Source organism: Spirillospora sp. NPDC127506 (assembly GCF_040302145.1).
Taxonomy (GTDB): Bacteria; Actinomycetota; Actinomycetes; order Streptosporangiales; family Streptosporangiaceae; genus Spirillospora.
On the sequence record NZ_JBEORG010000002.1, the window covers coordinates 207,374 to 228,935 of the forward strand.

Genomic DNA, 21,562 nt, shown 5'->3' on the forward strand with positions numbered 1-21,562 from the left:
ATGAGCACCGACCAGCGCGCCCCCGCCACCGCCTGCCCCACCTGCGGCGAGCCGGCCCACGACCGCGACCGCTTCTGCGAACGCTGCGGCACCCCCGACCCCTCCGCCCCGCGCCCCGCGGCCCCGCCGCCCCACCCCGGCGGAACCTCGTCCGCCGCGCCCGCCCCGGCGGTCGGATGCGCGGACTGCGGGGGAGCGGCCGTCGGGGCGGACGGGTTCTGCGAGCACTGCGGGCTGCGGCAGACGGGCGGCCGGGAGCACGCCGAGACCGATCTCGGGGAGGCCGGGGCGGCGGTCAGCGACCGCGGGCTGCGGCGCACCGGGAACGAGGACGCGTTCGCGATCGCCGCGCTGCCGCGGGGCGCGTGCGCCGTGGTGTGCGACGGGGTCGCGACGGCGCCGGGGTCGGCGGAGGCGGCGCGGCGGGCCGCCGACGCGGCGCTGGCCGTGCTCACCGGGCGCGTGTCCGCCGGCATGGACCCGCGGGGCGCGACCCGCGCGGCCGTCGCGCGGGCCGCCGAGGTCGTGGCGGCGCTCGCGCACGACCCGGACGCGTCGCCCGCCTGCACGTTCGCGTCGGCCGTCGCCGACGCCGCCGGCGTCACGGTCGGCTGGGTCGGCGACAGCCGCGCCTACTGGCTCGCGGAGACGGGCTCGCGCCCGCTGACGCGGGACGACTCGTGGGCCGCGGCCATGATCGAGCAGGGCGCGATGACCGCCGCGGACGCGTGGGCCGACGAGCGGGCGCACCTGATCACGGCATGGCTGGGCGCCGACGCGGGGCCCGTCGAGCCGCACGTCGCCGCGTTCCGCCCGGACGCTCCGGGGCTGGTCGTGGTGTGCAGCGACGGGCTGTGGAACGACCTGCCGGAGGCGGCCGACCTCGCGGTCGTGGCGCTCGGCGGCGCGGACGGCCCGATGGGCGCCGCGCGGCGGCTGCTGCGGGCGGCGCTGGACGCGGGCGGGCACGACAATGTCACGGCGGCGGTGCTCCCCTGGCCGCCGCGGGGTGGAGAGCGGGGCAGATGAGCGGGTTTCCGGAGTTCACCGTCCGCGTCGACCAGAACGCCTACCTTCCGGCGGGCGGGCGGGAGATGCACGCGATCGTCACCGTGACGGCGCGCGGCTCGGGCGGCGGCGGCGCCCCCGCGGCGGAGATCATCCTCATCGACACGTCGGGCTCGATGTCGTACCGGGGGAAGATGACCGCGGCCAAGCGGGCCGCGCGGGCGGCGGTGAACGTGCTGCGCGACGGCGTCCACTTCGCGGTGGTCGCGGGCGCGAACCGGCCGCGGATGGTCTACCCGCAGGGGGAGCGGCTCGTCGCGGCGGACGAGACGTCCCGGCGCAGCGCGGTGAACGCGATCGGGCGGCTGGAGGCGGCCGGCGGGACGGCGATCGGGTCGTGGCTGCGGCTCGCCGAGCGGCTGTTCACCGGGCACGACGACGCGGTCAGGCACGCCATCCTGCTCACCGACGGCAAGAACCAGCACGAGACCCCCGAGGAGCTGGAGGCCGCGCTGCGGGTGTGCGAGGGCCGGTTCCTCTGCGACGCGCGCGGCGTCGGCACCGACTGGGACGTCGCCGAGCTCCGCAAGATCACTTCGGCGCTGCTGGGCGGGTTCCTGGACGTCCCCGACCCCGCCGACCTGGAGGCCGACTTCCTGGCGATGACGCGGGCCGCGATGAGCAAGGAGGTCGCCGACGTGGCCCTGCGCGTGTGGACGCCGCAGCAGGCGCGGCTCCGGTTCCTCAAGCAGATGGTCCCGGCCGTGGAGGACCTCACCGGCCGCCGGGTCGAGTCGGGGCCGCAGACCGGCGACTACCCGCTCGGCGCGTGGGGGAACGAGATCCGCGAGTACCACCTGTGCGTCGAGGTGCCGCCCGGCGACGTGGGACGGCAGATGCGCGCCGCGTGGGTGAAGCTCCTCGCGGGCGAGCAGGTCCTCGGTTCCGGGAACGTCCTCGCCGAGTGGACGGACGACGAGGCCCGCTCGACCCGCATCAACAAGCGGGTGGCGATCCACACCGGGCAGTCGGAGCTGGCCGAGGCGATCCAGGAGGGCCTGGAGGCGCGCCGCGAAGGCGACGAGGACCGCGCGACCGCCCGGCTCGGCCGCGCCGTCGTCCTCGCCCGGGAGGTCGGCAACGAGCAGATCTCCGGGCTGCTCGACCGCGTCGTGGACGTCGTCGACGAGGCGACCGGCACCGTCCGGCTGAAACGCGACGTGTCGAAGGCGGACGAGATGTCGCTCGACACCCGCTCCGTCCGCACCGTCCGGACCCGGCACGCCGACGACGACAGGCCCGGGGGCTGAGGCCCATGCCGATCTGCCCGAGCGGGCACGCCTCAGAGGCCGCCGACTACTGCGACGTGTGCGGCGACCTCATCGGCGGTGCGCCCGCCGCGGAGCCGGGGCCCGGCGGCGCGCCGGCGTGCCCGCACTGCGGGACGCCGCGCTCGGGCCGCTTCTGCGAGGTCGACGGGTACGACTTCGACACCGGCACCATGTACACGGTCGAGCTGGCGATCGACCGCGCGGCGCACGCGGTGCCGCTGGTGCCGCAGCCGCGCACCGGCAGCGCCCCGGTCGCGCCGCCCGGCCCGCACGCGCTGGTCGCGGCGGACCGCGCCTACTTCGACTCGGTCGTCGCCGAGCTCGGGCCCGGCGCCCAGGGCCTGACGTTCCCGCCGTACTGCCCGGAGCGGCGCGTCCCGCTGCGCGGCGGGGAGGTCCGCATCGGCAGGCGCAGCGCGTCCCGCGGGATCGTGCCGGAGATCGACCTGAGCGCGCCGCCCGAGGACCCGGGGGTGTCGCATCTGCACGCCGTCCTGCTGGCGCAGCCGGACGGCACCTGGAACCTCGTCGACCCCGGCTCGACGAACGGCACGACGGTCAACGGCGGCACCGAGCCGATCCCGGTGAACGCGCCGCTCCCGATGGCCGACGGCGACCGCATCCACGTGGGCGCCTGGACGACCATCACGCTGTCCCTGCAGGAAGGCCCGCCATGACGATGAGTCCCGCGCAGCCGGCGGCTCCCGCTCCCCGGACGCCGGATCCGCCCGGACCGGCCGTGCCCGGACCGGCCGCGCCCGTCCCGCGGCGGCAGCGCGGCGGCCGGCTCCGGACGTTCTTCCGCGGCCGCTGGCTGAAGACGATCCCGGGCCGCATCCGCGCGCACGTGGTGCTGTGCCTGGCCGCGCTGGTCGCGCTGCTCGCCGTGCTGTCCGTGGCGATCGGGAACGCGCGCGACTCGGTCCAGACGATCGGGCACGACGCGGGCCCGCAGGTCGTCGCGACCGGCACCCTGTACTTCGCGCTCAGCGACATGGACGCCCAGGTGTCCAGCATCCTGCTGATCGGGCGCGAGCACGGCCTCGGCATCGGCTACGACGAGTCGCTGCGGGTGTACGAGAAGCGCCGCGCGGAGGCGGACGCCGCGGCGGTGCAGGCCGCGCAGCTCGCCGGGCGCGACCCGGCGCTGAAGCAGACCGTCCAGGAGGTGCTGGACGGCCTCGGCAAGTACGAGCGGCTCGTCGGCCAGGCCATGCAGCTCGACGCCCAGTCGAACCACGCGCCCGGCGAGCTGCCCGGCCCGGTCATCGACGCGTACCGGCAGGCGACCGACCTGATGAAGCTGCAGCTGCTGCCGAAGGCGTACAACATCACGCTCGACAGCGGCGCGCACGTCCGGCAGTCCTACGAGGTCAAGCGGTCGGCGGTGCTGGCGGGACGCACCTGGGTCGCCGTCACCGGCCTCGTCGCGCTGCTGCTCCTGATCGCCACGCAGCTGTACCTGGCCCGGACGTTCCGCCGCCTCCTCAACCCGGCGCTGGTGCTGGCGACGCTCGCGACCGTCGTCCTCACCGCCGTCGGCGCGGGCCTGCTGACGGCGCACGCGGGCCACATCAGGAAGGCCAAGGAGGACGGGTTCGACTCGATCCTCCAGCTGTCGCGGGCGCGGGCGATCAGCCACAGCGCGTTCGCCGACGAGAGCCGCTACCTCCTCGACCCGGGGCGCGCCGACACCTACGAGCAGACCTACCTCGACAAGTCGCTGTCGGTCATCTACCCGGACCTCGGCGACAAGCCGGTGAACCTGGAGAACTACTACGCGGGCCTGGAGCAGAAGGTCGCCCCGTACAAGCCGGGCCAGGGCGCCGTGCCGTTCCTCGGCTTCTTCGGGGACGAGGCGCGCACGGTCGACGAGGGCCGCGAGGCGGACGCGCTCGCGAAGACGCTCCAGGCGTACCGGACCGTCCAGCGCAACGACCAGCGGATGCGGCAGCTCGCCGAATCCGGGAACCGCGCCGGGGCGATCGACCACCGGATGGGGCGGACGTCCGGCGCCATCCGCGACTTCGGCGCGTTCGACGCCTCGCTCAGCGCGCTGACGGCCGTCCACCAGGACGCGTTCGACGAGGCGATCCGGGACGCCGACGGCGGGCTGCGCGGCTGGAACGCCGTCCCGCCCGCGGCCGCCGCCGTCATCGCGCTCCTGATCCTCGCGGGGGTTCGTCCCCGGCTGGCCGAGTTCCGCTGACCGGAGGAGAGCAGAGACCATGCGCGCCACCCGAGCGACCGCCGCCGTCCTGACCGCGACGGTGCTGGCGGGCTGCAGCCTCGGCGGCACCGAGGAGGAGTCCGTCGCCGACAAGGGCTCCCTGGTCATCGGCGTGAAGGCGGACCAGCCGGCTCTCGGCGTCAAACGCCCGGACGGGACGTACGAGGGCTTCGACGTCGACGTCGCCACCTACATCGCGGGCAAGATGGGGGTGCCGAAGGACCGCATCACGTGGAAGACGACGAACTCGTCGGTCCGCGAGGAGGCGCTGGCCAAGGGCACCGTCGACATGATCGTCGCCACCTACTCGATCACCGCGAAGCGCAAGATGAAGGTCACCTTCGCCGGCCCCTACTACGTCGCCCACCAGGACACCTTCGTCCGCGCCGGCGCCGCGTCCATCAGGAACGTCCGCGACCTCAAGGGCAAGCGGATCTGCGAGGTGACCGGCTCCAACTCCTGGCGCCGCGTCATCGAGGAGCGCAAGGTCGCCGCCAAGCCCGTCACCGTCGGCACCTACGGGGCCTGCATGGACGCCCTCGCGGCGGGGAAGCTCGACGCGGTCTCGACCGACGACCTCATCCTCGCGGGGTTCGCGGCCGGCCGCCCCGGGCGGATGATCAACGCGCCGTTCACCGACGAGAAGTACGGCGTCGGCCTCAAGAAGGGCGACCTGAAGGGCTGCGAGGAGGTCAACCGCGCCATCACCGCCATGTACCAGGACGGTACGGCGCAGCGCCTGCTCACCAAGTGGTTCGGCAAGTCGGGGCTGAAGCTGACGACGAGCGTCCCGCAGTTCGAGGGCTGTACCTGAGGTCAGGGCGTGGTGGTGGACGGGAACGCGACGATCGCCTCGCGCAACGTGTCGTAGATCGGGATGAACTTGTCGATCCCGGTGATGCGGAACACCCGCTGCACGCGCGGCGGGAGCGCCACCAGCGCGATGTGGCCGCCGTGCTCGCGCGCGCGGCGGTTCGCGGCGACGAGCGCGTTCAGGCCGGTGGAGTCGCAGAACGTGACCTCGCGCATGTCGACGACCATCGGCTCTCCGGTGTCGACGACCTCGAACAGGGTCTCCTCGAAACGCGTCCGGGACACCACGTCGATGTCGCCCTGGACGCGGACGACCGTGCAGCGGTCGTCGCGCATCAGGCTGATGTCGAAGTCCATGGTCACCTCACGCCCCACTCCGGTGGTACCCGGCCATCTCAGGTGACTCCACAGGATCGCGCACCCGTGCCCGCATTCCAAGCTCTCACCGGGAATAGGGACCGGGCACGCGGCCCGCGCCCCGGACCGTAACGCCTCCCGGGCGCCCGGCCGGTCCCCCGTGCAGACTCTACCCGACGTGCCGTCCGGGCCGTCCGGATGCGTCCGGGGACATCCGGGAAACGGGGGCAATAACTTACTCAAGAGAAACTTACCCGATGGTAAGAAATGGCGTCCAATCTCACTCGGCCGACCCTTGACCTGCGGCTGGGCCATTTCTTACCGGCCTCCCGGCGCGAAAGGCCGACGCTGACTCCGGCCCGGATCGGCGCAGAGGTTACAGTGGCGGTGGCGAAATTCGGGAGGCTGGATGTTCTACACGTTCATGACGCGCGTGGTGCGGCCGATCCTCTGGCTGCTATTCCGGCCCCGCGTCGTCGGCGGCGAGAACGTGCCGAGCTACGGGCCGCTGATCGTGGCGAGCAACCACCTGTCGTTCATCGACAGCTTCATCATCCCGCTCGCCGTCCCCCGCCCGGTCACCTACATCGCCAAGGCCGACTACTTCGAGGGCGGCGGGCTGAAGAAGGGCTTCGTCCGCTGGTTCCTGACCAACCTCGGGCACGTCCCCGTCCGCCGCGGCGCCCGCCGCGCCGCGATGGGCGCCCTCGAACAGGCCGCCGAGGTCCTCGAGAACGCCGGCGCGTTCGCCATCTACCCCGAGGGCACCCGCTCCCCCGACGGCCGCCTCTACCGCGGCCGGACGGGCGTCGGCTGGCTCGTCCTGGAATCCGGCGCCCGCGTCCTGCCGGTCGCGCTCGAGGGCACCGAGAAGATCCAGCCCATCGGCGCCGCGTTCCCGCGCGTCTTCGGCCCCCGGCCCACCGTCCGCATCGGCCCGCCGATGGACTTCTCCCACTACCGCGACCTGCCCCCGGCCAAGGCGCGCCGCGCGATCACCGACGAGATCGTCGAGACCATCCAGAAGATGTCCGGCCAGGACTACGCCGGCGAGTACAACGAGCGCGCGGAGCAGAGCTAGCGGAGCCCTCCGCGGCGCGGGCCTCCGGCTCCGGCCGCCGCGCGCGGAACTGTTGCCGCCGGGGGCGTGTCGCCGGGGGGCCGGGACGGGGAGCGGGCCGTAATGTCGCGGCCATGGTGCACAGGTTTCTCCCGATCGTCCTGTTGGTGACGGCCGCCGGTGCGAGCGCGTGCGGCGGCGGCGGCGAACGCGCCCGGGAGGTGCACAGCACCGCCCGCGCCGAGGTGGCGGGCATCGGGTACACCTCCGACCAGCTCGCGCAGGCGCTGCTCGGGGAGGCGCCCGGGTACCGGCGGGCCGGGGAACCGGATTCGGGGGAGTACGGGTCGCTGAAGGCCATCCAGAACGCCGCGAGGCTGCAGCGGGAGACCACCCTCGACAAGCCGCGGTGCGGAAGGGCCCGGCCCGGCGGCGCCGTGGCGGGCGACGTCCCGGCGGCGCTCGTCTCGTTCACCGGGAGCGCCGGGCAGACCGCCACCGAGACGCTGATGGGCATGTCCCCCGCCGACGCCGAGAAGCAGATCAACGCGCGCGTACCGGCCGGCTGCCTGCGGTTCCGCACCAAGGTCGGGTCGCACTGGGCCGAGCACCGCGTCGTGCAGACGCCGCGCGGCGACATCGGCGAGGGCTCCCGCACGGTCGGCGTCTCCACCACCAGCGGCGCCGCGCGTACCCGCACCTGGTACGTCGTGTTCCGCGGCCGCCACTACCTCGCCACCGTCAGCGTCTTCGGCCCGTCCGTCACCCGGGAGGACGCCGAGCGCCTCGCGCGCGAGGCGCACGCGCAGGCGGAACGCGTCCTGCCGTGAACCGGCCGTGCGAGCGCGGCGGATCAGCGGATACGGTTCGGCTTACACGGGGTCGCGGGACGCGGCCCCGGGCGCGCCGTTCTCCCGGGAGTCTCATTGATCGGTAAAGAAGGGCGGGTCACCGGCCGGATAGGGCCGGGGCTCGTGGGGGAGGTCATGATCCCTGTCCGCGGCGGGGTCGAGGCGTTCTACGCGCACCCCGTGAACCCGCAGGACGAGATCGCCGTGGGAACGATCGTCGTGGTCGTCGAGCACCACCCGCCCCGGACGGTGTACGTGGCGCCCGCACTGCCCCAGTGAGCCCGGCCCGCCGATCCCGGCCTGCGGAAGGTGGCGCAAACAGGCCATCCGCGCCGAGAACCGAACGCGCCTCCCGTGCGTCTGAGGGGAAACGCGCACTGACATCTGAAGAGGAGGCCGTATGCCCGTAGTCGCCGTGGCGATCGGTGTCGTGGTCGCCGTCATCGTGCTGATCATCTTGTTCAAGATGGTCTGGCGGGTCGCGGAGCCGAACGAGGCTCTGATCATTTCCGGGCTCGGCGCCAGATCCAAGCCGATCGACGGCGTGGACAGCCTCGGATTCAAGATCGTGACCGGCAAGGGGACGTCCGTCCTGCCCGGTTTCCAGGTCGCGCGGCGCCTCCGGCTCGACAGCCGGGCCGCCAACCTGGAGGTGAACTGCGTGACGCAGCAGGGCATCCCGGTCAAGGTGCGCGGCGTCGTGATCTACAAGGTCGGGGACGACTTCGTGTCGATCGCCAACGCGGCACGGCGGTTCCTGGAGCAGCAGTCGTCCATGGACGGCGCGATCCACGAGCTGTTCACCGGCCACCTCCGCTCGATCATCGGCAACCTCACGGTCGAGGACCTGATCCTCAACCGGGAGCGGCTGACGAGCGAGACGCGCAGCTCCGCCGCCGATGAGATGAGCAAACTGGGCCTGGTCGTCGACTCCCTGCAGATCCAGGAGATCGACGACGAGACGGACTACATCACGAACCTCGGCCGTCCGCATGCCGCGAAGGTGGCCGCCGCGGCCCGCATCGCGGAGGCCGAGAGGAACCAGGAGGCCACAGAGCGCGAGCAGGAGACCGAGCGGCAGAACGCCGCCGTCATCCGCGACACCGAGATCAAGAAGGCCGAGTACGAGGGCCAGGTCCAGCAGGCGGCGCAGCAGGCCCGGCAGGAGGTCATCCTCAAGGAGACCCGCAACGCCGAGCTGGAGGCCGAGCGCACCGAGAAGCGGCTGGAGAGCGAGATCCGCAAGCCGGCCGACGCCCGCGCGTACGAGCAGGTGAAGCTGGCCGAGGCCGAGCGCGAGGAGCGCATCGCGCAGGCCCAGGCCGCGGCGACCGAGATCCAGCTGCGCGCGCAGCGCGAGGCGGAGGCCACCCGGATCCTCGGTGAGGCCGAGGCGGACGCGACCCGGCAGAAGGGGCTCGCGGAGGCCGAGGCGATCAAGGCCCGCGCGGAGGCGCTGGCGAAGAACACCGACGCCGTCATCGCGCAGCAGCTCGCCGAGCAGTGGCCGCAGATCGTCGAGGCCGGCGCGGGCGTGTTCGGCAACGTCGACAACATGGTCGTGCTCAACGGCGCCGAGGGCGTCGAGGACATGCTCGCCAAGGCGCTCACGCTCGGCGGCACGGGCCTCGGCGTCGCCCGGCAGCTCCTCGCCAACCTGAACGGCGCCCAGGGCGCCGCCGCCAACGGCCACAACGGCGTCCCCGCCGCGACGGTCCCGGTGGAGGCGCCCAAGGAGGACGGCTGACACCCCCGACCCGACGAAGGCCCGGCCGCCCGGCCGGGCCTTCTTGGCGTTGGGGACCGCCGGCTGACGCTAAGTTCGATGCATGTCCGTGCCGCGGCTCGCCGTCTCCGTCGATCTCGTCGTCCTCACCGTGCGGGAGCAGCGCCTGTGCGCGCTGATGTGGCGGCGGGACCGGCCGCCCTACGCCGGGGCGTGGTCGCTGCCGGGCGGGTTCATCCAGCTGGAGGAGGACCTCCCCGTCGCCGCGTCCAGGCTCATGGCGGAGCGGGCCGGGCTCGCGGACGTGCGGATCCACCTGGAGCAGCTCGCGACCTACGGCTACCCCGACCGCGACCCCCGGCAGCGGGTGGTGAGCGTCGCCTACCTGGGGCTGGCGCCCGACCTGCCCGCGTCCAGCCGCGCGCAGGTGCTGTGGACGGCCGTGGACGACCTGCTCCACCACGACAAGGCCGCGTTCGACCACCGGCGCATCCTGTCCGACGGGGTCGAGCGGGCGCGGGCGAAGCTGGAGTACACCTCGCTCGCCGCCGCGTTCTGCCCGCCCGAGTTCACCGTCGCCGAGCTGCGCCGCGTCTACGAGATCGTGTGGGGCACCAGCCTCGACCCGCGGAACTTCCACCGGAAGGTCACCGGCGCCGACCGGTTCCTCATCCCCACCGACCGGACGACGACGCGGGACGGCGGCCGCCCGGCCCGGCTGTACCGGCGCGGCGACGCCGAGCAGCTGCGCCCGCCGATGCTGCGCCCGCGGCCGTGACCCCGCCCAGGCCCGCGGCCTGGGGGGCGAGCGTCGCGACCACCGCCGGTCGGTTGCTATTTTCGGCCCCTATGAACGGTGACGAAGCGCTCGGCCCGCTCGTCCGCGACATCGGCGCCGCCGGCGTCGCGGAGATGGCCGGCTCCCCCGGGCTCGCGGCGGCCGTCGACCAGCACGTGGCGACCCTGCGCGACGAGCTGGGCAGCCCTGGCGAGACGGAGCTCATGGAGTACCTGCACGGTTTCGCCGAGGACGCCTTCAACCGCGGCTGGTGGCCCGACGACCCGCGGGACTGGGAGTTCGTCCGCATCGTGGCCGTTTGCTGGATGATGAGGGACGCTGCGTAGGCTGAGGGGTCATCACCCCCATGTGCGATCTGGAGGACAACGGTGTCCGAGGCAACCACTCCGCGCTTCCGCTCCGTCCTCGACCGGTTCGTGGCATACAAGCCCGGAAAGGTCGCGGTGTCACCGGAGGGCCGCTCGTTCAAGCTGTCGTCCAACGAGTCGCCGTACGGCCCGCTGCCGTCGGTCGTCGACGCGATCGCGGAGGCGGCGCGGAACGTCAACCGCTACCCCGACAACAACGCGACCGCGCTGACCGACGCGATCGCGTCGTTCTGCGGCGTCCCCGCCGACCACGTCGCGGTGGGCTGCGGCTCCGTCGGGATGACGCAGATGCTGCTGGAGGCCGTCGCCGAGCCGGGCGCCGAGGTCGTCTACGCGTGGCGGTCGTTCGAGGCGTACCCGCTGCTGGTGTCGCTCTCCGGGGCGACCGGCGTGCAGGTGCCGCTGAAGGACGAGACCCACGACCTGGCCGCGATGGCCGACGCGATCACCGGTAACACGCGGCTGGTCTTCGTCTGCAACCCGAACAACCCGACGAGCACCGTCGTCCGACGCGCCGAGATCGAGGCGTTCCTGGACCGCGTGCCCGCCGACTGCCTGGTCGTCCTGGACGAGGCGTACCGCGAGTACGTCCGCGACGACGAGGTCCCGGACGGCCTCACCCTCTACGGCGACCGCCCGAACCTCGCGATCCTCCGCACGTTCTCCAAGGCGTACGGCCTCGCCGGGCTGCGCATCGGGTACCTCGTCGCGCACCCGGAGGTGGCCGGTGCGATCCGCAAGACGTTCCTGCCGTTCAGCGTGAACTCGGTCGCGCAGGCCGCCGGCGTCGCGTCCCTGGCGGCCACCGACGAGCTCCTCGAACGCGTGGAGGGGACGGTGAAGGAGCGCGACCGCGTCCGCGGCGCCCTGCTCGCCGACGGCTGGACGGTCCCGCCGAGCGAGGCGAACTTCGTCTGGCTGCGCCTCGGCGACCGGACCATGGAGTTCTCCGACGCGTGCGACGCCCAGGGCGTCAGCGTCCGCCCCTTCGCCGGCGAGGGCGCCCGCGTCTCCATCGGCTCCCCCGAGGAGAACGACGCCTTCCTGGCGGTGGCGAAGTCCTTCCCCCACCGCAACTGACCCGTCCCCCGGGCCGCGGCCGGGCGCGCGGGCGTCCGGCCTCGGAGGGCACCGCGAGGCTCCCGGCCCGTCTCCGCCCTAGCCCGCCTTCGCGGGGCCCAGCTTCTCCACGATGAGGCGGTAGAGCTGGCGGGGGCGGCCCGGCTGCGGAGTGCGGTTCGGCGGGAGCGGCCAGGCGAGGCCCTCTTCGACCAGGGTTCGCAGGAGGCGGCGGGCCGTGCGGGGGGTCACGCCGAGCATCTTGCCGGCGTTCTCCGCGTCCACGATCAGGGGCTGCTCCTGGTCGCCCAGCTTGTCGGCCAGGCGGGCCAGGATCTCCAGGCCCTTCGGCTTGGCCTGGGGCTGCGTGCGCGGCGGCGTGCGAGGGGCCGGTACCAGGGCGCGGCCGTCGCGGTCGAGCGCGAAGCCCTGGGCGCGCTGGGAGCTCTGGGAGCGGGCCAGCGCGGCGCGGGCGTGGTTCTCGGCCTCGTGGGCCGTGCGGCCCATGCCGATGCCCACCTCGATGGCCAGGCCCAGCTCTTCGCGGACGCGTTCCACGAACGGCGGGGTGCGGAAGCCCTCGGTGGAGGCCGTCACCGAGCCCCGTGTCGCGATGACCAGGTAGCTGTGGTCGTCCAGCGGCCAGACCGAGGCGTTCATGCGGTGCGCCTCCTGGAGCAGGACGCGGTGCAGCGCGAGCTTCAGCTCGTCCCGCCAGTAGCGCGGGGTCACGCGGCGGGGCGTCTCGCGGAGGGTCGGGACGTCCACCAGGACCACGACGAGCTGGGACTCCTCCAGCCGGTGGTGCGCGCCCAGGAGGGCGGCTGTCTGCAGGGAGCTGCGGATCGCGGCGCCCGTCGGGCGGACGCGGATCGTGGGGACGCCCGCCATCTCCATGCGCTCGGCCGTGGCGTGCACGCAGGTCATCGCCACCGTGGTCGCGCCGCGCCGCCAGAGGCGCTCGTGGAACGCGGCGAGCGTGCCGGGCCCGGCGGCCTCCTCCCGCAGGTGCACCTGCTCGGTGCCGAGGTTGATCTCGGAGTAGGCCTCCTCCACCTCGGCGCGGCCCAGCACGTCGATGCTGACCCGGGCCGGGTCGAAGCGCTCGTCGAGGGACGCCCGCAGCAGCGCGCCCTGCAGCGCCGCGCCGTTCAGCGGGACGTACGTGGCGGGCATCGTCAGCACGCCGGCCTTGCGGGCGAAGTCGTAGGGGACCGGGCTCGCGAACAGGCACACGTCCACGCCCGAGCCGAGCCGCACGACCTTGTCGGCCGCCTCCTGCTCGTCCCGGTACGCGGCGGCCACGAGCCGGCTCGGTACCGGAGTGGGGCCGTGGCCCATCAGCATGACCCGTTCAACGAGGTCGTGGGGGCCCACGACGCCGATTGTGAGATCGGGCGTGACCGACCCCGTCCGTGCCGCCGTCATCGATGCTCGCTCGCTTCCGGTCCGTCCTCTCGGCGGGGGCGCCGCCCCGGCCACCTGTTCGCGCACGTCTCGCCCAACGGTTGACTCCATGGGCTCGTCGCCCCTGCCTCCTGACCCGGCGCCGCGATCGCCTTCCCGCAGCCCCACCTGCCGAGAAGCGGAGGAAGGCTCCTCCGCCGGGAGATCGGGTCAGGGTGACGAGATGTGACACCCAGACGCGAAATCGAATCAAGAGTGCGGCGAAAAAGTAACCTACGCGACCCCCTGGTCAGTAATTTGTCACCATTCGGGCAGTCTCGATGTAGCATCTTCGGATGTCCGAAGTTGAAAGGCAAGACCCCAAAACACGGCTCGGGGCCCCTCCTGACGCTCTCACGTACAGGAAGGACCCCTGGAGTACCGGTTTGGTTTACCTGCGGGCCGAAATCCGGACGAGTCGACGCCGGCCGCGCCGGAAAGACGAACGATCCGTCCCGCGGCCCGCGATGATCAGGCTCGGTGATTATTTACCGGGTTACGGGCCATCCGATCCGGAGCGTTCCATGGGGTTTCTTCCCAGGTCAGCGGTCCGGATCGGCGACTCGCGAGGCGCATTGCCGCACCGCTGCGTAGTTGTCCCGTAACTCTAAGCTCTGAAAATTCCGGCCCCGGCGTTACATGCCCCGTCAGGTGCGAACGCGGAGTTGGTCAGGACGGGGCCACATTCGGCCGTTCGCGGCCCCGCCGCGCGGCGCTACTCCGCCCGCCGCGCGGCGCTACTCCGCCCGCCGCGCGGCGCTACTCCGCTTCGCGGACGATCTCGGCGCCCAGCTGCGACAGCCGCTCCGCGGTGTGCGCGTGCCCGCGGTCGAGGTAGTAGGCCGAGGTGATCGTCGTCTCGCCTTCGGCGGCGAGGCCGGCGAGCACGAGCGCGCTGCCGCAGCGCAGGTCGTGCGCCTCCACCTCGGCGCCGCGCAGCGCGCGCGGGCCGTTCACCTTCGCGCGGTTGCCGTCCACCTCGATGTCGGCGCCCATCTTCGCCAGCTCGCCGGCCAGCTTGAACCGGCCGTCGAAGATCCGCTCGTAGATGTAGGACTGGCCCTCGGCGAGGCAGGACAGCGCCATGATCGGCGACTGCAGATCGGTGGCGAAGCCCGGGTACTCGTCGGTGATGACGTTGATCGGGCGGAGCGTCCGGTCGCGGTGCACCTGCAGGACGGCGCCCTGCTGGCGGAACTCGACGCCCATCTGCTCCAGCTTGTCGGCGGCGACGCCGAGGTGCTCCAGCGTCGCGCCGACGAGGTTCAGGTCGCCGCCGGTGATCGCGGCGGCCATCACGAACACGCCGGCGTCGATCCGGTCGGGCATCACGGTGTGCTCGACGGCGGTCAGCTCGTCCACGCCCTCGACCGTGACGAACCCGGTGCCGCCGCCGCTGATCCTGGCGCCCATCGCCTGCAGGATCGCGATGTTGTCCAGCACCTCCGGCTCCAGCGCCGCGTTCTTGATCAGCGTGGTGCCGCGGGCCAGCGCCGCCGCCATGATCAGGTTCTCGGTGCCGGTGTGCGAGGGAGTGTCGCAGTAGAGCGTCCCGCCGCGCAGGTCGCCGGCCTTGATGTGGATGATGCCGTCGCCGTTGTCGGCCACGTGCTCGGTGACCGTGGCGCCCATCCGCTTGAAGCCGTTGTAGTGGAAGTCCAGGTTGCGGCTGCCGAGGTTGCAGCCGCCGACGCCCTCGATGACCGCCTCCCCGAGCCGGTGCAGCAGCGCCGGGACGAACAGGAACGAGCCGCGGAAACGGGACGCGATCTCGGCGGGCAGCACCGGGCTGTTCAGCGAGGACGCGTCGATCACGAGGGTGCGCTCGGTCTCGTGCAGCTCGGCCTTGGCCCCGACGGCGCGGGCCAGCTCCACCGCCCGCCGCACGTCCTCGATGATCGGGACGTTCCGCAGGACGGTGCGCCCCTTGGCGGCCATCAGCGAGGCACCGATCATCGGCAGGACGGCGTTCTTCGCCCCCTGGATGAATACCGTGCCGTGCAGCCGCCTGCCGCCGCGCACGCGGTAACGAACCTCGTGGCCCATGCTCATGCCGCCTTACTCCTTCTCGGGTGCGGGTAGGTGCCTGCCATCAAGTGGGAGCACGAGGGCCGGCGCGCCGAACGGTGTCCCCCCTCTGCGCCAACGCGACCCCAGTAAACCACCGGACCGGACATGTGCCGTCCGGCCGCGGCACGCTGGCGTCAGTCTGCTTGGTGAGACCTTCGCTCGGCGCAAAAAGTTCGCACTCCCCCAGGAAATTTCCCAAGGTGAGCCTAGGGGCGGCGTCCCGCCCAGGGGCGGCAAACGTGATCATTTATGCGGAACCGCCCGGCCGGGCGGCGGGTCAGCGGGCTTCGAGGACCTCGATCCCGTCGCCGACCGCGAGAGTGCCCAGCGCGCGCGGGACGGCGTTGTAGCCGAACTGGATGCCGCGGTCCCGGGTCCGGTAGGCGGCGAGCGTCCGCAGGGGCTCACGGCCGCGCTCAGCGGTCTCCTGGTCGGTGGTCGTGATCAGGCAGCGGGCGCACGGCTTGACCATCTCGATGACGGCCTCGCCCACGCGCAGGAGGCGGACGTCGTCCTCGCCGTACGGGCCGAGGCCCTCGATGACGAGGCTCGGCCGGAACCGGTTCATCGGGAGCGGCTCGTCCAGGCGCGCGTTGAGGTCGGCCAGGGACTCGGCGGAGATGACCAGCAGCGGATACCCGTCCGCGAACATCACCTCGCCGCCGCCCCGCGACGTCGGCCGGTGACCGGTGAAGCGCACCAGCCGGCACTCGGTGTCGAGCAGCTCGGAGAACCAGGCCGCGGCCTCCTCGCCCTGGTCGATGCCCTGGCACTCCTTGCGGTGGACGGTCACGTCCAGGACCTCGCCGTCGTCCACGGCCTTGTGGACGAGCTGCGCGGCGCCGGGGAAGCCCACCGTGAGGACCTCGCCGTCGTAGGACGGGCGCAGCAGCGCCATCTGCGCGAGGTCCCGCTGCGACAGGAAGCGCCCGTCGGGGCGGACCAGCATGAACTCGCGGTCGAACCGCAGGCCCCTGGGCGTCAGCTCGGCGCTGCGCAGCGCGGTCCCGCCGCCGCTCTTGAGCGGGTAGGCGTTCAGCTCGGTCAGGGTCCCCGTCAAGGCCCCTCCTCGTGTCGGCTCGGCGTGGCCGGCGCCGTGTCTGCCCGGCCCGTGTCGGCTCGGCCCGCGGAGCGGGCCCGGCGGTTCGTCAGCTCAGCGCGGCCAGCCGGTCGAACACCGGGCCCAGCCGCTCGACGAAGCGCTCCGGTCGGCATACCTCGTCCAGGCGCTCCTCGTCCAAGGCCAGGCCCGCCTCCGCGGCGTGCTTGCGCAGCGTCTCGCGGAACGGCGTCCCCGTCTCCCACGTCTCCATCGCCGCCTTCTGGACGAGCGGGTACGCCTCGTCGTCGCGCGACATGCCCGCCTCGACCAGTTCCAGCAGCACCGTCGATGTGTAGATTAGACCGCCGGTCGACTCCAGGTTCTCCCTCATACGCGCCTTGTCCACCACGATTCCGGACATGAGGCGGTTCGTCAGGTTCAGCATGTAGTCGAGCGCGATGGCCGCGTCCGGCAGCGCGATCCGCTCCGTCGACGAGTGCGAGATGTCGCGCTCGTGCCACAGCGGGATGCCCTCCAGCACCGGGACGATCTGCGCCCGCACGATCCGCGCCATCCCGGCGAGCCGCTCGGAGATGATCGGGTTCTTCTTGTGCGGCATCGCCGAGGAGCCCTTCTGGCCCTTCCCGAACGGCTCCCACAGCTCCCGGACCTCGGTGCGCTGCCCGTGCCGCACCTCCAGCGCGATCGCCTCGCACACCGTCGCCATGATCGCCAGAGACGACACCCACTCGCCGATCCCGTCCCGCATCACGACCTGCGTCGACACGTCCGCCGGCCGCAGCCCCAGCTTCCGCGCCACGTGCAGCTCGATCGCCGGGTCGATGTTGGAGTACGTCCCGACCGCGCCCGAGATGGCCATGACGCCCACGGCCTCCCGGGCCCGCCGCAGCCGGTCCCGGGACCGGGCCATCGCGAACGCGAAGTCGGCGACGCGGTGCCCCCACACGTCCGGCTCGCCGTGGATCCCGTGCGTCCGCCCGACCCGCAGCGTCCCCCGGTGCTCCAGCGCGTGGTCGCGCAGCGTCGCCACCAGCCGGTCGGCCTTCTCCAGCAGGATGTCGGTGGCCTCGACCAGCTGCAGCGCCAGCGCGGTGTCCAGCAGGTCGGACGACGTCATCCCGAAGTGGACGTACCGTGCGGCCTCCCGCGGCTCGGTGTTGTCCGCCCACGCCGACAGAAAGGCGATCACGTCGTGCTGCGTGACCGCCTCGATCTCGTGCACCGCCTCCGGCGTCGGCGGCGGCGCCTTGCGCACCGGCTCCACCACCTCCGGCGGGATCGTGCCGGCCTCCGCGTGGGCCTCGACGACGAGGACCTCCACCCGGCACCACAGCTCGTACTTGTGCGCGTCGCTCCAGACGCGCCCCATCTCCGGAAGTGTGTACCGCTCGATCACCCGCCCATTCTCCCAGGTCCCGCGGCCGCTCCGCGCGCCCGGGTCGCCGCCGCCCCCCGGCGGTGCGCGAGAGCTCAGGCCAGGGCGGCCTTCAGGGCGATGTCGGTGCGGTGGTGGGAGCCGCGGAGGGCGATCTTGGAGAGGGCCTCGTAGGCGGTCGCGCGGGCGGCGGAGAGGTCGGGGCCGGTGCCCACCGCGTTCAGGACCCGCCCGCCGTTGGCGATGAGCCGGCCCTCGGCGTCCAGCTTCGTGCCCGCGTGGAGGATGTAGGCGCCGTCCACCTCGGACGCCTCGTCCAGACCGGTGATCTCGTCGCCCTTGACCGGCGCGGCCGGGTAGCCCTCGGCGGCGAGGACGACCGTGACGGCGGAGCCCGGGTGCCACTCGGGACGGAAGCCGGGGTCCAGGCCGCCGATTGCGCAGGACTGAAGGAGCTTGGCCGGCGGCGTCGCCAGGCGGTCCAGAACGACCTGGGTCTCCGGGTCGCCGAAGCGGGCGTTGAACTCCACGACGCGGACGCCCTTCGAGGTGAGGGCGAGGCCCGCGTAGAGGGTGCCGACGTAGGGGATCTCGCGGCGGCGGAGTTCGTCCACCGCGGGCTGGACGACCGTGGACATGACCTCGTCCACCAGGTCGGGGGAGATCCAGGGGAGCGGGGTGTAGGCGCCCATGCCCCCCGTGTTGGGGCCCGCGTCGCCGTCGTAGGCGCGCTTGAAGTCCTGGGCCGGGAGGAGCGGCACGGCGTGCTGGCCGTCGCACAGCGCGAACAGGGAGACCTCGGGGCCGTCCAGGAACTCCTCGATGACGACGCGGTCGCAGTCGGCCGCGTGCTGGGACGCGACCGCGCGGTCCTCGGTGACGATGACGCCCTTGCCGGCGGCGAGGCCGTCGTCCTTCACCACGTAGGGCGGGCCGAACGCGTCCAGCGCCTCCTCGGCCTGCGCGGGCGTGTCGCAGACGCGGGCCGCCGCGGTGGGGACCCCGGCCGCGGCCATGACCTCCTTCGCGAACGCCTTGGACGCCTCGATGCGGGCGGCTGCGCGGTCCGGGCCGAAGCACGGGATGCCGGCCGTGCGCAGGGCGTCGCCGACCCCGGCGACCAGCACGGCCTCCGGGCCGATGACGACGAGGTCTGCGCGCAGGCGCTCCGCCAGCTCCCGCACCGCCGTCGGGTCGCACGGGTCGAGCTGGTGGTTGTCCGCGATCTCGGCCGTGCCGGGATTGCCCGGGGCGCAGTGGAGCGCGGTGACGGCGGGGTCGCGGTGCAGGGCGCGGGCGAGCGCATGCTCGCGGCCGCCCGATCCAAGGACGAGTACTCGCACGTGACGCGAGCTTACAGATGCCGGCACGGGGAATGAGGAGCGCGACCCCGGTCGTTGCGGAGATCGAGCCGAGTGAGGCGACCGTCACAGCGGGGTGGGTGAACCTGCCTGTTATGGGCCGCGTCCTAAATGTCGGCTGGTAAGCTGCCACGGGCTTTACCGCCCGGTGTCGAGGTGCGTGAAAGGAGGTGGTCGGGATGAGTCCTGGTGATCCTTGCAGTTCGCCGGAAAACCCCCACAGTCCGTACCGGACTGCCCTTCCGTCCGCCTCCATCTGGCGTCCGGCCGCCGTGCTCGCGCGCTCCCTTCGCTGACCAGCCTGGGTTGAGCGCGCGCTGCGTGCGTGGCCGGCGGGTTAGGAGCACCTCATGGCCATGACACGAGTCCGTCCGGGCCGCGCGCTGTTCAAGACGCGCGGCCGCCCCGCAGGCGTGCAGGCTCCGAACCGCGATTCCGCCGTCATCGACTGGGCCGCCTACATCGACGGCCACCGGGTCTGCACCGACACCGTCGCCGACGCCGTCCGCATGATCCGCGACGGGCGCCTCGTCGCGGACGGCGACAGCGCCGGATTCGTATGGGTCGGCCTCCACGAGCCGACCGCCGCCGAACTCGCCGACATCGCCGAGGTCTTCGGCCTGCACCCGCTCGCGGTCGAGGACGCGATCCACGCCCACCAGCGGCCCAAGCTGGAGCGCTACGACGACGTCCACTTCGTCGTGATGAAGACCGTCGGATACGTGGCCAGCGAGCCGGGCGGCCACGAAGCCGTCGTCACCGGCGAGGTCATGCTGTTCTGCGGCCCCGACTTCGTCGTCACCGTCCGGCACGGCACCCACGGCGAACTCGGCACCGTCCGCCGCGACCTGGAACGCGACCCGGGCCGCCTCGCGCTCGGCCCAGCCGCCGTCCTCCACGCCGTGGCCGACCGCGTCGTCGACGGCTACGTCAACGTCGCCAACGCCGTCATGGAGGACATCGACGAGGTCGAAGAGGCCGTCTTCTCCCCCGAACGCACCGACGAGTCCCGCCGCATCTACCGCCTCAAGCGCGAAGTCATCCAGCTCAAGCGCGCCGTCGGCCCCCTCGCCGGCCCCCTCCGCAACCTCTCCGGCCGCCGCTTCGTCCCCGCCGAGATCAGGGAATACCTGCGGGACGTCGAAGACCACCTCACCCGCGTCCGCGAACAGGTCGAGTCCTACGACGAACTCCTCAACCCCATCCTCCAGGCGCACATGACGCAAGTCACCGTCGCCGACAACAAGGACATGCGCAAGATCTCCGCCTGGGGCGCCATATTCATGGTCCCCACCGCCATAGCGGGCATCTACGGCATGAACTTCAAGCACATGCCCGAAACCCAATGGCAGTTCGGCTACCCGATGATCCTCTGCATCATCGGGCTGGCCTGCTTCTCGCTGTACAGGGGTTTCCGAAGGAACGGCTGGTTGTAACGCGGCTAGCCCAGGGGGGCGACCCCCTGGAACCCCCGTTAGCGACGCAGGCGATCCTCGCTCCTTTGTTGCGGTCTGTCGTGCCTGTGACGGGCGTGTGCGGGGTCGCTGCGGTCGCCTGCGTCGCCGGGCATGCCCGCTCCGGGCGCAGAGCGCCCTCCGCGTGCCTGCCCGTGCCTGTCGCTTCGGTCGGTGCTTCGGCTCGGGTCTGGTCCAAGAGCGTGTGAATCGTGCTCGTCCAAGAGGGGCTGTGTTGGTCCAGGGGGCGACCCGCTGGAATTCCCGTCGGTAACGCAGGCGATCCTCGCGACTTTGTTGCGGTCTGTTGTGCCTGTGCTCGTGGTCGTTGTTCTTTGTTAGGGCGTTGGGGTTGCCGCCAGGATGGATTGGAGGCGGTCGGGGTAGTCGGTGACTATCGCGTCCACGCCGTACTTGATGAAGCGGGTCATGTCCTCGTAGTCGTTGACCGTCCAGACGATGACCGGGAGGGCCAGGGCGTGGGCCGCGTCCACGAGGTCGGGTGTGGTTATGGCGTGTTCCGGGGAGAGGGCCGTGGCGCCGATGGCCAGGGCGGCGGCCACGGGGTCGGCCGGGGAGAGGCCCGCGAGCCAGGCGGTGTCCGCTACCAGGGTCTTGCGCTCTATGAGCGCCACGCGGCCGAGGTCCGGGTAGTGGTCGGCGGCCTCGGTCAGGACGCGCCAGTCGAAGGCCAGGAGGCGGGCGCGGCCTGTGACGCCGTGCGACCTCAGGACGTCCGCTACGGCGGCGGTGAAGAGGGCCACCTCCTCGTCCGTCCACTCGGGGTCGGTCTTGAGTTCTACGGAGAGCGCCACTTCTGTCGAGGCTAGAAGGGTGCACGCCTCGGCGAGGGTGGGGATGCCTGCGCCGGCGCCTGCGTCGACCGTGCGGAGTTGGGCGAGGGTCAGTTCGCGGATCGGCTTGCCCACGTAGGGGAAGGCCGGGTCGTCGGGCTGGGCGGGGCCCGTGTCGGTGAGGTTCCTCGGCAGGAGAGTCTGGTCGTGGTTCAGGACGACCGTGCCGTCGGACGACAGGCCCACGTCCAGCTCTACGGCGTCGACGCCCAGGTCGAGGGCGTGGGAGAAGCCGGGCAGGGTGTTCTCCGGACGGAGGCCGCGTGCCCCCCGGTGTCCGTGCACCTCGACGGTTGAGATCACCGCACGCACGTTACCGTCCGTGACCGGACGCGCG

At 72.5% G+C, this 21,562-nt stretch carries 20 protein-coding genes; 13 read left to right on the forward strand and 7 right to left on the reverse strand.

The genetic code is table 11. The annotated features are described in order from the left end of the window. The 5 genes from ABTW95_RS03595 to ABTW95_RS03615 are packed head-to-tail and all read left to right on the forward strand — an operon-like array spanning window position 1 to window position 5,383. The gene (locus ABTW95_RS03595; RefSeq protein ID WP_500224242.1) at window positions 1-1,029 is read left to right on the forward strand and encodes a protein phosphatase 2C domain-containing protein; all 1,029 of its coding nucleotides are present in this window, start codon (window positions 1-3) and stop codon (window positions 1,027-1,029) included. Further along, entirely contained in the window at window positions 1,026-2,318 is a 1,293-nt protein-coding gene (locus ABTW95_RS03600; RefSeq protein WP_500224244.1) for a vWA domain-containing protein, read from the forward strand. The genes ABTW95_RS03595 and ABTW95_RS03600 overlap by 4 nt, the downstream gene beginning before the upstream one ends. 5 nt (window positions 2,319-2,323) lie before the next feature. Next, the gene (locus ABTW95_RS03605; protein ID WP_500224250.1) at window positions 2,324-3,016 is read left to right on the forward strand and encodes an FHA domain-containing protein; all 693 of its coding nucleotides are present in this window, start codon (window positions 2,324-2,326) and stop codon (window positions 3,014-3,016) included. Further along, entirely contained in the window at window positions 3,013-4,548 is a 1,536-nt protein-coding gene (locus ABTW95_RS03610) for a GlnX family signal transduction membrane protein (RefSeq protein WP_396448173.1), read from the forward strand. The genes ABTW95_RS03605 and ABTW95_RS03610 overlap by 4 nt, the downstream gene beginning before the upstream one ends. A gap of 19 nt (window positions 4,549-4,567) precedes the next feature. Continuing rightward, window positions 4,568-5,383 (forward strand): glutamate ABC transporter substrate-binding protein, encoded by an 816-nt coding sequence (locus ABTW95_RS03615; RefSeq protein ID WP_396448174.1) that lies wholly within the window; start codon window positions 4,568-4,570, stop codon window positions 5,381-5,383. Window positions 5,384-5,385: 2 nt separating this feature from the next. On the opposite strand, the gene ABTW95_RS03620 is transcribed toward ABTW95_RS03615, so the two are convergent. Next, entirely contained in the window at window positions 5,386-5,739 is a 354-nt protein-coding gene (locus tag ABTW95_RS03620) for an STAS domain-containing protein (RefSeq protein ID WP_396448175.1), read from the reverse strand. A 409-nt stretch (window positions 5,740-6,148) separates the two neighbouring features. Here ABTW95_RS03620 and ABTW95_RS03625 point away from each other — a divergent pair, with 409 nt between their 5' ends. The 7 genes from ABTW95_RS03625 (at window position 6,149) to hisC (ending at window position 11,623) form a co-directional block, all read left to right on the forward strand. Next, on the forward strand, window positions 6,149-6,820 hold the full coding sequence (locus ABTW95_RS03625; protein WP_396448176.1) for a lysophospholipid acyltransferase family protein: 672 nt from the start codon (window positions 6,149-6,151) through the stop codon (window positions 6,818-6,820). 113 nt (window positions 6,821-6,933) lie between these two features. Then, complete coding sequence (locus ABTW95_RS03630; protein WP_500224262.1) at window positions 6,934-7,629, forward strand: hypothetical protein; 696 nt, start codon at window positions 6,934-6,936, stop codon at window positions 7,627-7,629. Window positions 7,630-7,725: 96 nt separating this feature from the next. After that, window positions 7,726-7,929, forward strand: a complete 204-nt coding sequence (locus tag ABTW95_RS03635; RefSeq protein ID WP_500224265.1) for an NfeD C-terminal domain-containing protein — start codon at window positions 7,726-7,728, stop codon at window positions 7,927-7,929. Window positions 7,930-8,050: 121 nt separating this feature from the next. Beyond that, entirely contained in the window at window positions 8,051-9,397 is a 1,347-nt protein-coding gene (locus tag ABTW95_RS03640) for an SPFH domain-containing protein (RefSeq protein ID WP_500224269.1), read from the forward strand. Window positions 9,398-9,479: 82 nt separating this feature from the next. Further along, window positions 9,480-10,154, forward strand: a complete 675-nt coding sequence (locus tag ABTW95_RS03645) for an NUDIX hydrolase (protein ID WP_396452238.1) — start codon at window positions 9,480-9,482, stop codon at window positions 10,152-10,154. Between the two features lie 71 nt (window positions 10,155-10,225). Further along, window positions 10,226-10,501, forward strand: a complete 276-nt coding sequence (locus ABTW95_RS03650; RefSeq protein ID WP_396452239.1) for a DUF6401 family natural product biosynthesis protein — start codon at window positions 10,226-10,228, stop codon at window positions 10,499-10,501. A gap of 42 nt (window positions 10,502-10,543) precedes the next feature. Then, a complete protein-coding gene (gene hisC / locus ABTW95_RS03655; protein WP_396452241.1) occupies window positions 10,544-11,623 on the forward strand; it encodes a histidinol-phosphate transaminase in 1,080 nt (359 codons plus the stop codon). A gap of 78 nt (window positions 11,624-11,701) precedes the next feature. Here the strand turns inward: hisC and ABTW95_RS03660 are convergent, their stop codons facing one another. The 5 genes from ABTW95_RS03660 to purD all read right to left on the reverse strand — a co-directional run bounded on the left by ABTW95_RS03660 (window position 11,702) and on the right by purD (window position 18,899). Further along, window positions 11,702-13,030: a transcriptional regulator gene (locus tag ABTW95_RS03660; protein WP_396452242.1), complete on the reverse strand. Its 1,329-nt coding sequence runs from the start codon at window positions 13,028-13,030 to the stop codon at window positions 11,702-11,704. 777 nt (window positions 13,031-13,807) lie between these two features. Then, the gene (gene murA, locus ABTW95_RS03665) at window positions 13,808-15,094 is read right to left on the reverse strand and encodes a UDP-N-acetylglucosamine 1-carboxyvinyltransferase (RefSeq protein WP_396452251.1); all 1,287 of its coding nucleotides are present in this window, start codon (window positions 15,092-15,094) and stop codon (window positions 13,808-13,810) included. Window positions 15,095-15,395: 301 nt separating this feature from the next. Next, on the reverse strand, window positions 15,396-16,178 hold the full coding sequence (locus ABTW95_RS03670; protein ID WP_396452244.1) for an MOSC domain-containing protein: 783 nt from the start codon (window positions 16,176-16,178) through the stop codon (window positions 15,396-15,398). An 88-nt stretch (window positions 16,179-16,266) separates the two neighbouring features. Then, on the reverse strand, window positions 16,267-17,577 hold the full coding sequence (gene purB, locus ABTW95_RS03675) for an adenylosuccinate lyase (protein ID WP_500224272.1): 1,311 nt from the start codon (window positions 17,575-17,577) through the stop codon (window positions 16,267-16,269). Window positions 17,578-17,651: 74 nt separating this feature from the next. Further along, window positions 17,652-18,899: a phosphoribosylamine--glycine ligase gene (gene purD / locus ABTW95_RS03680; protein ID WP_500224274.1), complete on the reverse strand. Its 1,248-nt coding sequence runs from the start codon at window positions 18,897-18,899 to the stop codon at window positions 17,652-17,654. Between the two features lie 368 nt (window positions 18,900-19,267). Here purD and ABTW95_RS03685 point away from each other — a divergent pair, with 368 nt between their 5' ends. Continuing rightward, window positions 19,268-20,353 carry a magnesium and cobalt transport protein CorA gene (locus ABTW95_RS03685; protein ID WP_500224276.1) on the forward strand — a complete coding sequence of 362 codons (1,086 nt, stop codon included), beginning with the start codon at window positions 19,268-19,270 and terminating at the stop codon, window positions 20,351-20,353. A 356-nt stretch (window positions 20,354-20,709) separates the two neighbouring features. Here the strand turns inward: ABTW95_RS03685 and ABTW95_RS03690 are convergent, their stop codons facing one another. After that, window positions 20,710-21,528 (reverse strand): glycerophosphodiester phosphodiesterase family protein, encoded by an 819-nt coding sequence (locus tag ABTW95_RS03690; RefSeq protein WP_396453913.1) that lies wholly within the window; start codon window positions 21,526-21,528, stop codon window positions 20,710-20,712. Between the last annotated feature and the right edge of the window lie 34 nt (window positions 21,529-21,562).

Coding starts and splice junctions, on each gene's coding strand:
- ABTW95_RS03595 (WP_500224242.1), top strand. CDS start 1: ATGAGCACCGACCAGCGCGCCCCCGCCACCGCCTGCCCCACCTGCGGC.
- ABTW95_RS03600 (WP_500224244.1), top strand. CDS start 1,026: ATGAGCGGGTTTCCGGAGTTCACCGTCCGCGTCGACCAGAACGCCTAC.
- ABTW95_RS03605 (WP_500224250.1), top strand. CDS start 2,324: ATGCCGATCTGCCCGAGCGGGCACGCCTCAGAGGCCGCCGACTACTGC.
- ABTW95_RS03610 (WP_396448173.1), top strand. CDS start 3,013: ATGACGATGAGTCCCGCGCAGCCGGCGGCTCCCGCTCCCCGGACGCCG.
- ABTW95_RS03615 (WP_396448174.1), top strand. CDS start 4,568: ATGCGCGCCACCCGAGCGACCGCCGCCGTCCTGACCGCGACGGTGCTG.
- ABTW95_RS03620 (WP_396448175.1), bottom strand. CDS start 5,739: ATGGACTTCGACATCAGCCTGATGCGCGACGACCGCTGCACGGTCGTC.
- ABTW95_RS03625 (WP_396448176.1), top strand. CDS start 6,149: ATGTTCTACACGTTCATGACGCGCGTGGTGCGGCCGATCCTCTGGCTG.
- ABTW95_RS03630 (WP_500224262.1), top strand. CDS start 6,934: ATGGTGCACAGGTTTCTCCCGATCGTCCTGTTGGTGACGGCCGCCGGT.
- ABTW95_RS03640 (WP_500224269.1), top strand. CDS start 8,051: ATGCCCGTAGTCGCCGTGGCGATCGGTGTCGTGGTCGCCGTCATCGTG.
- ABTW95_RS03645 (WP_396452238.1), top strand. CDS start 9,480: ATGTCCGTGCCGCGGCTCGCCGTCTCCGTCGATCTCGTCGTCCTCACC.
- ABTW95_RS03650 (WP_396452239.1), top strand. CDS start 10,226: ATGAACGGTGACGAAGCGCTCGGCCCGCTCGTCCGCGACATCGGCGCC.
- ABTW95_RS03660 (WP_396452242.1), bottom strand. CDS start 13,030: ATGACGGCGGCACGGACGGGGTCGGTCACGCCCGATCTCACAATCGGC.
- murA (WP_396452251.1), bottom strand. CDS start 15,094: ATGGGCCACGAGGTTCGTTACCGCGTGCGCGGCGGCAGGCGGCTGCAC.
- ABTW95_RS03685 (WP_500224276.1), top strand. CDS start 19,268: ATGGCCATGACACGAGTCCGTCCGGGCCGCGCGCTGTTCAAGACGCGC.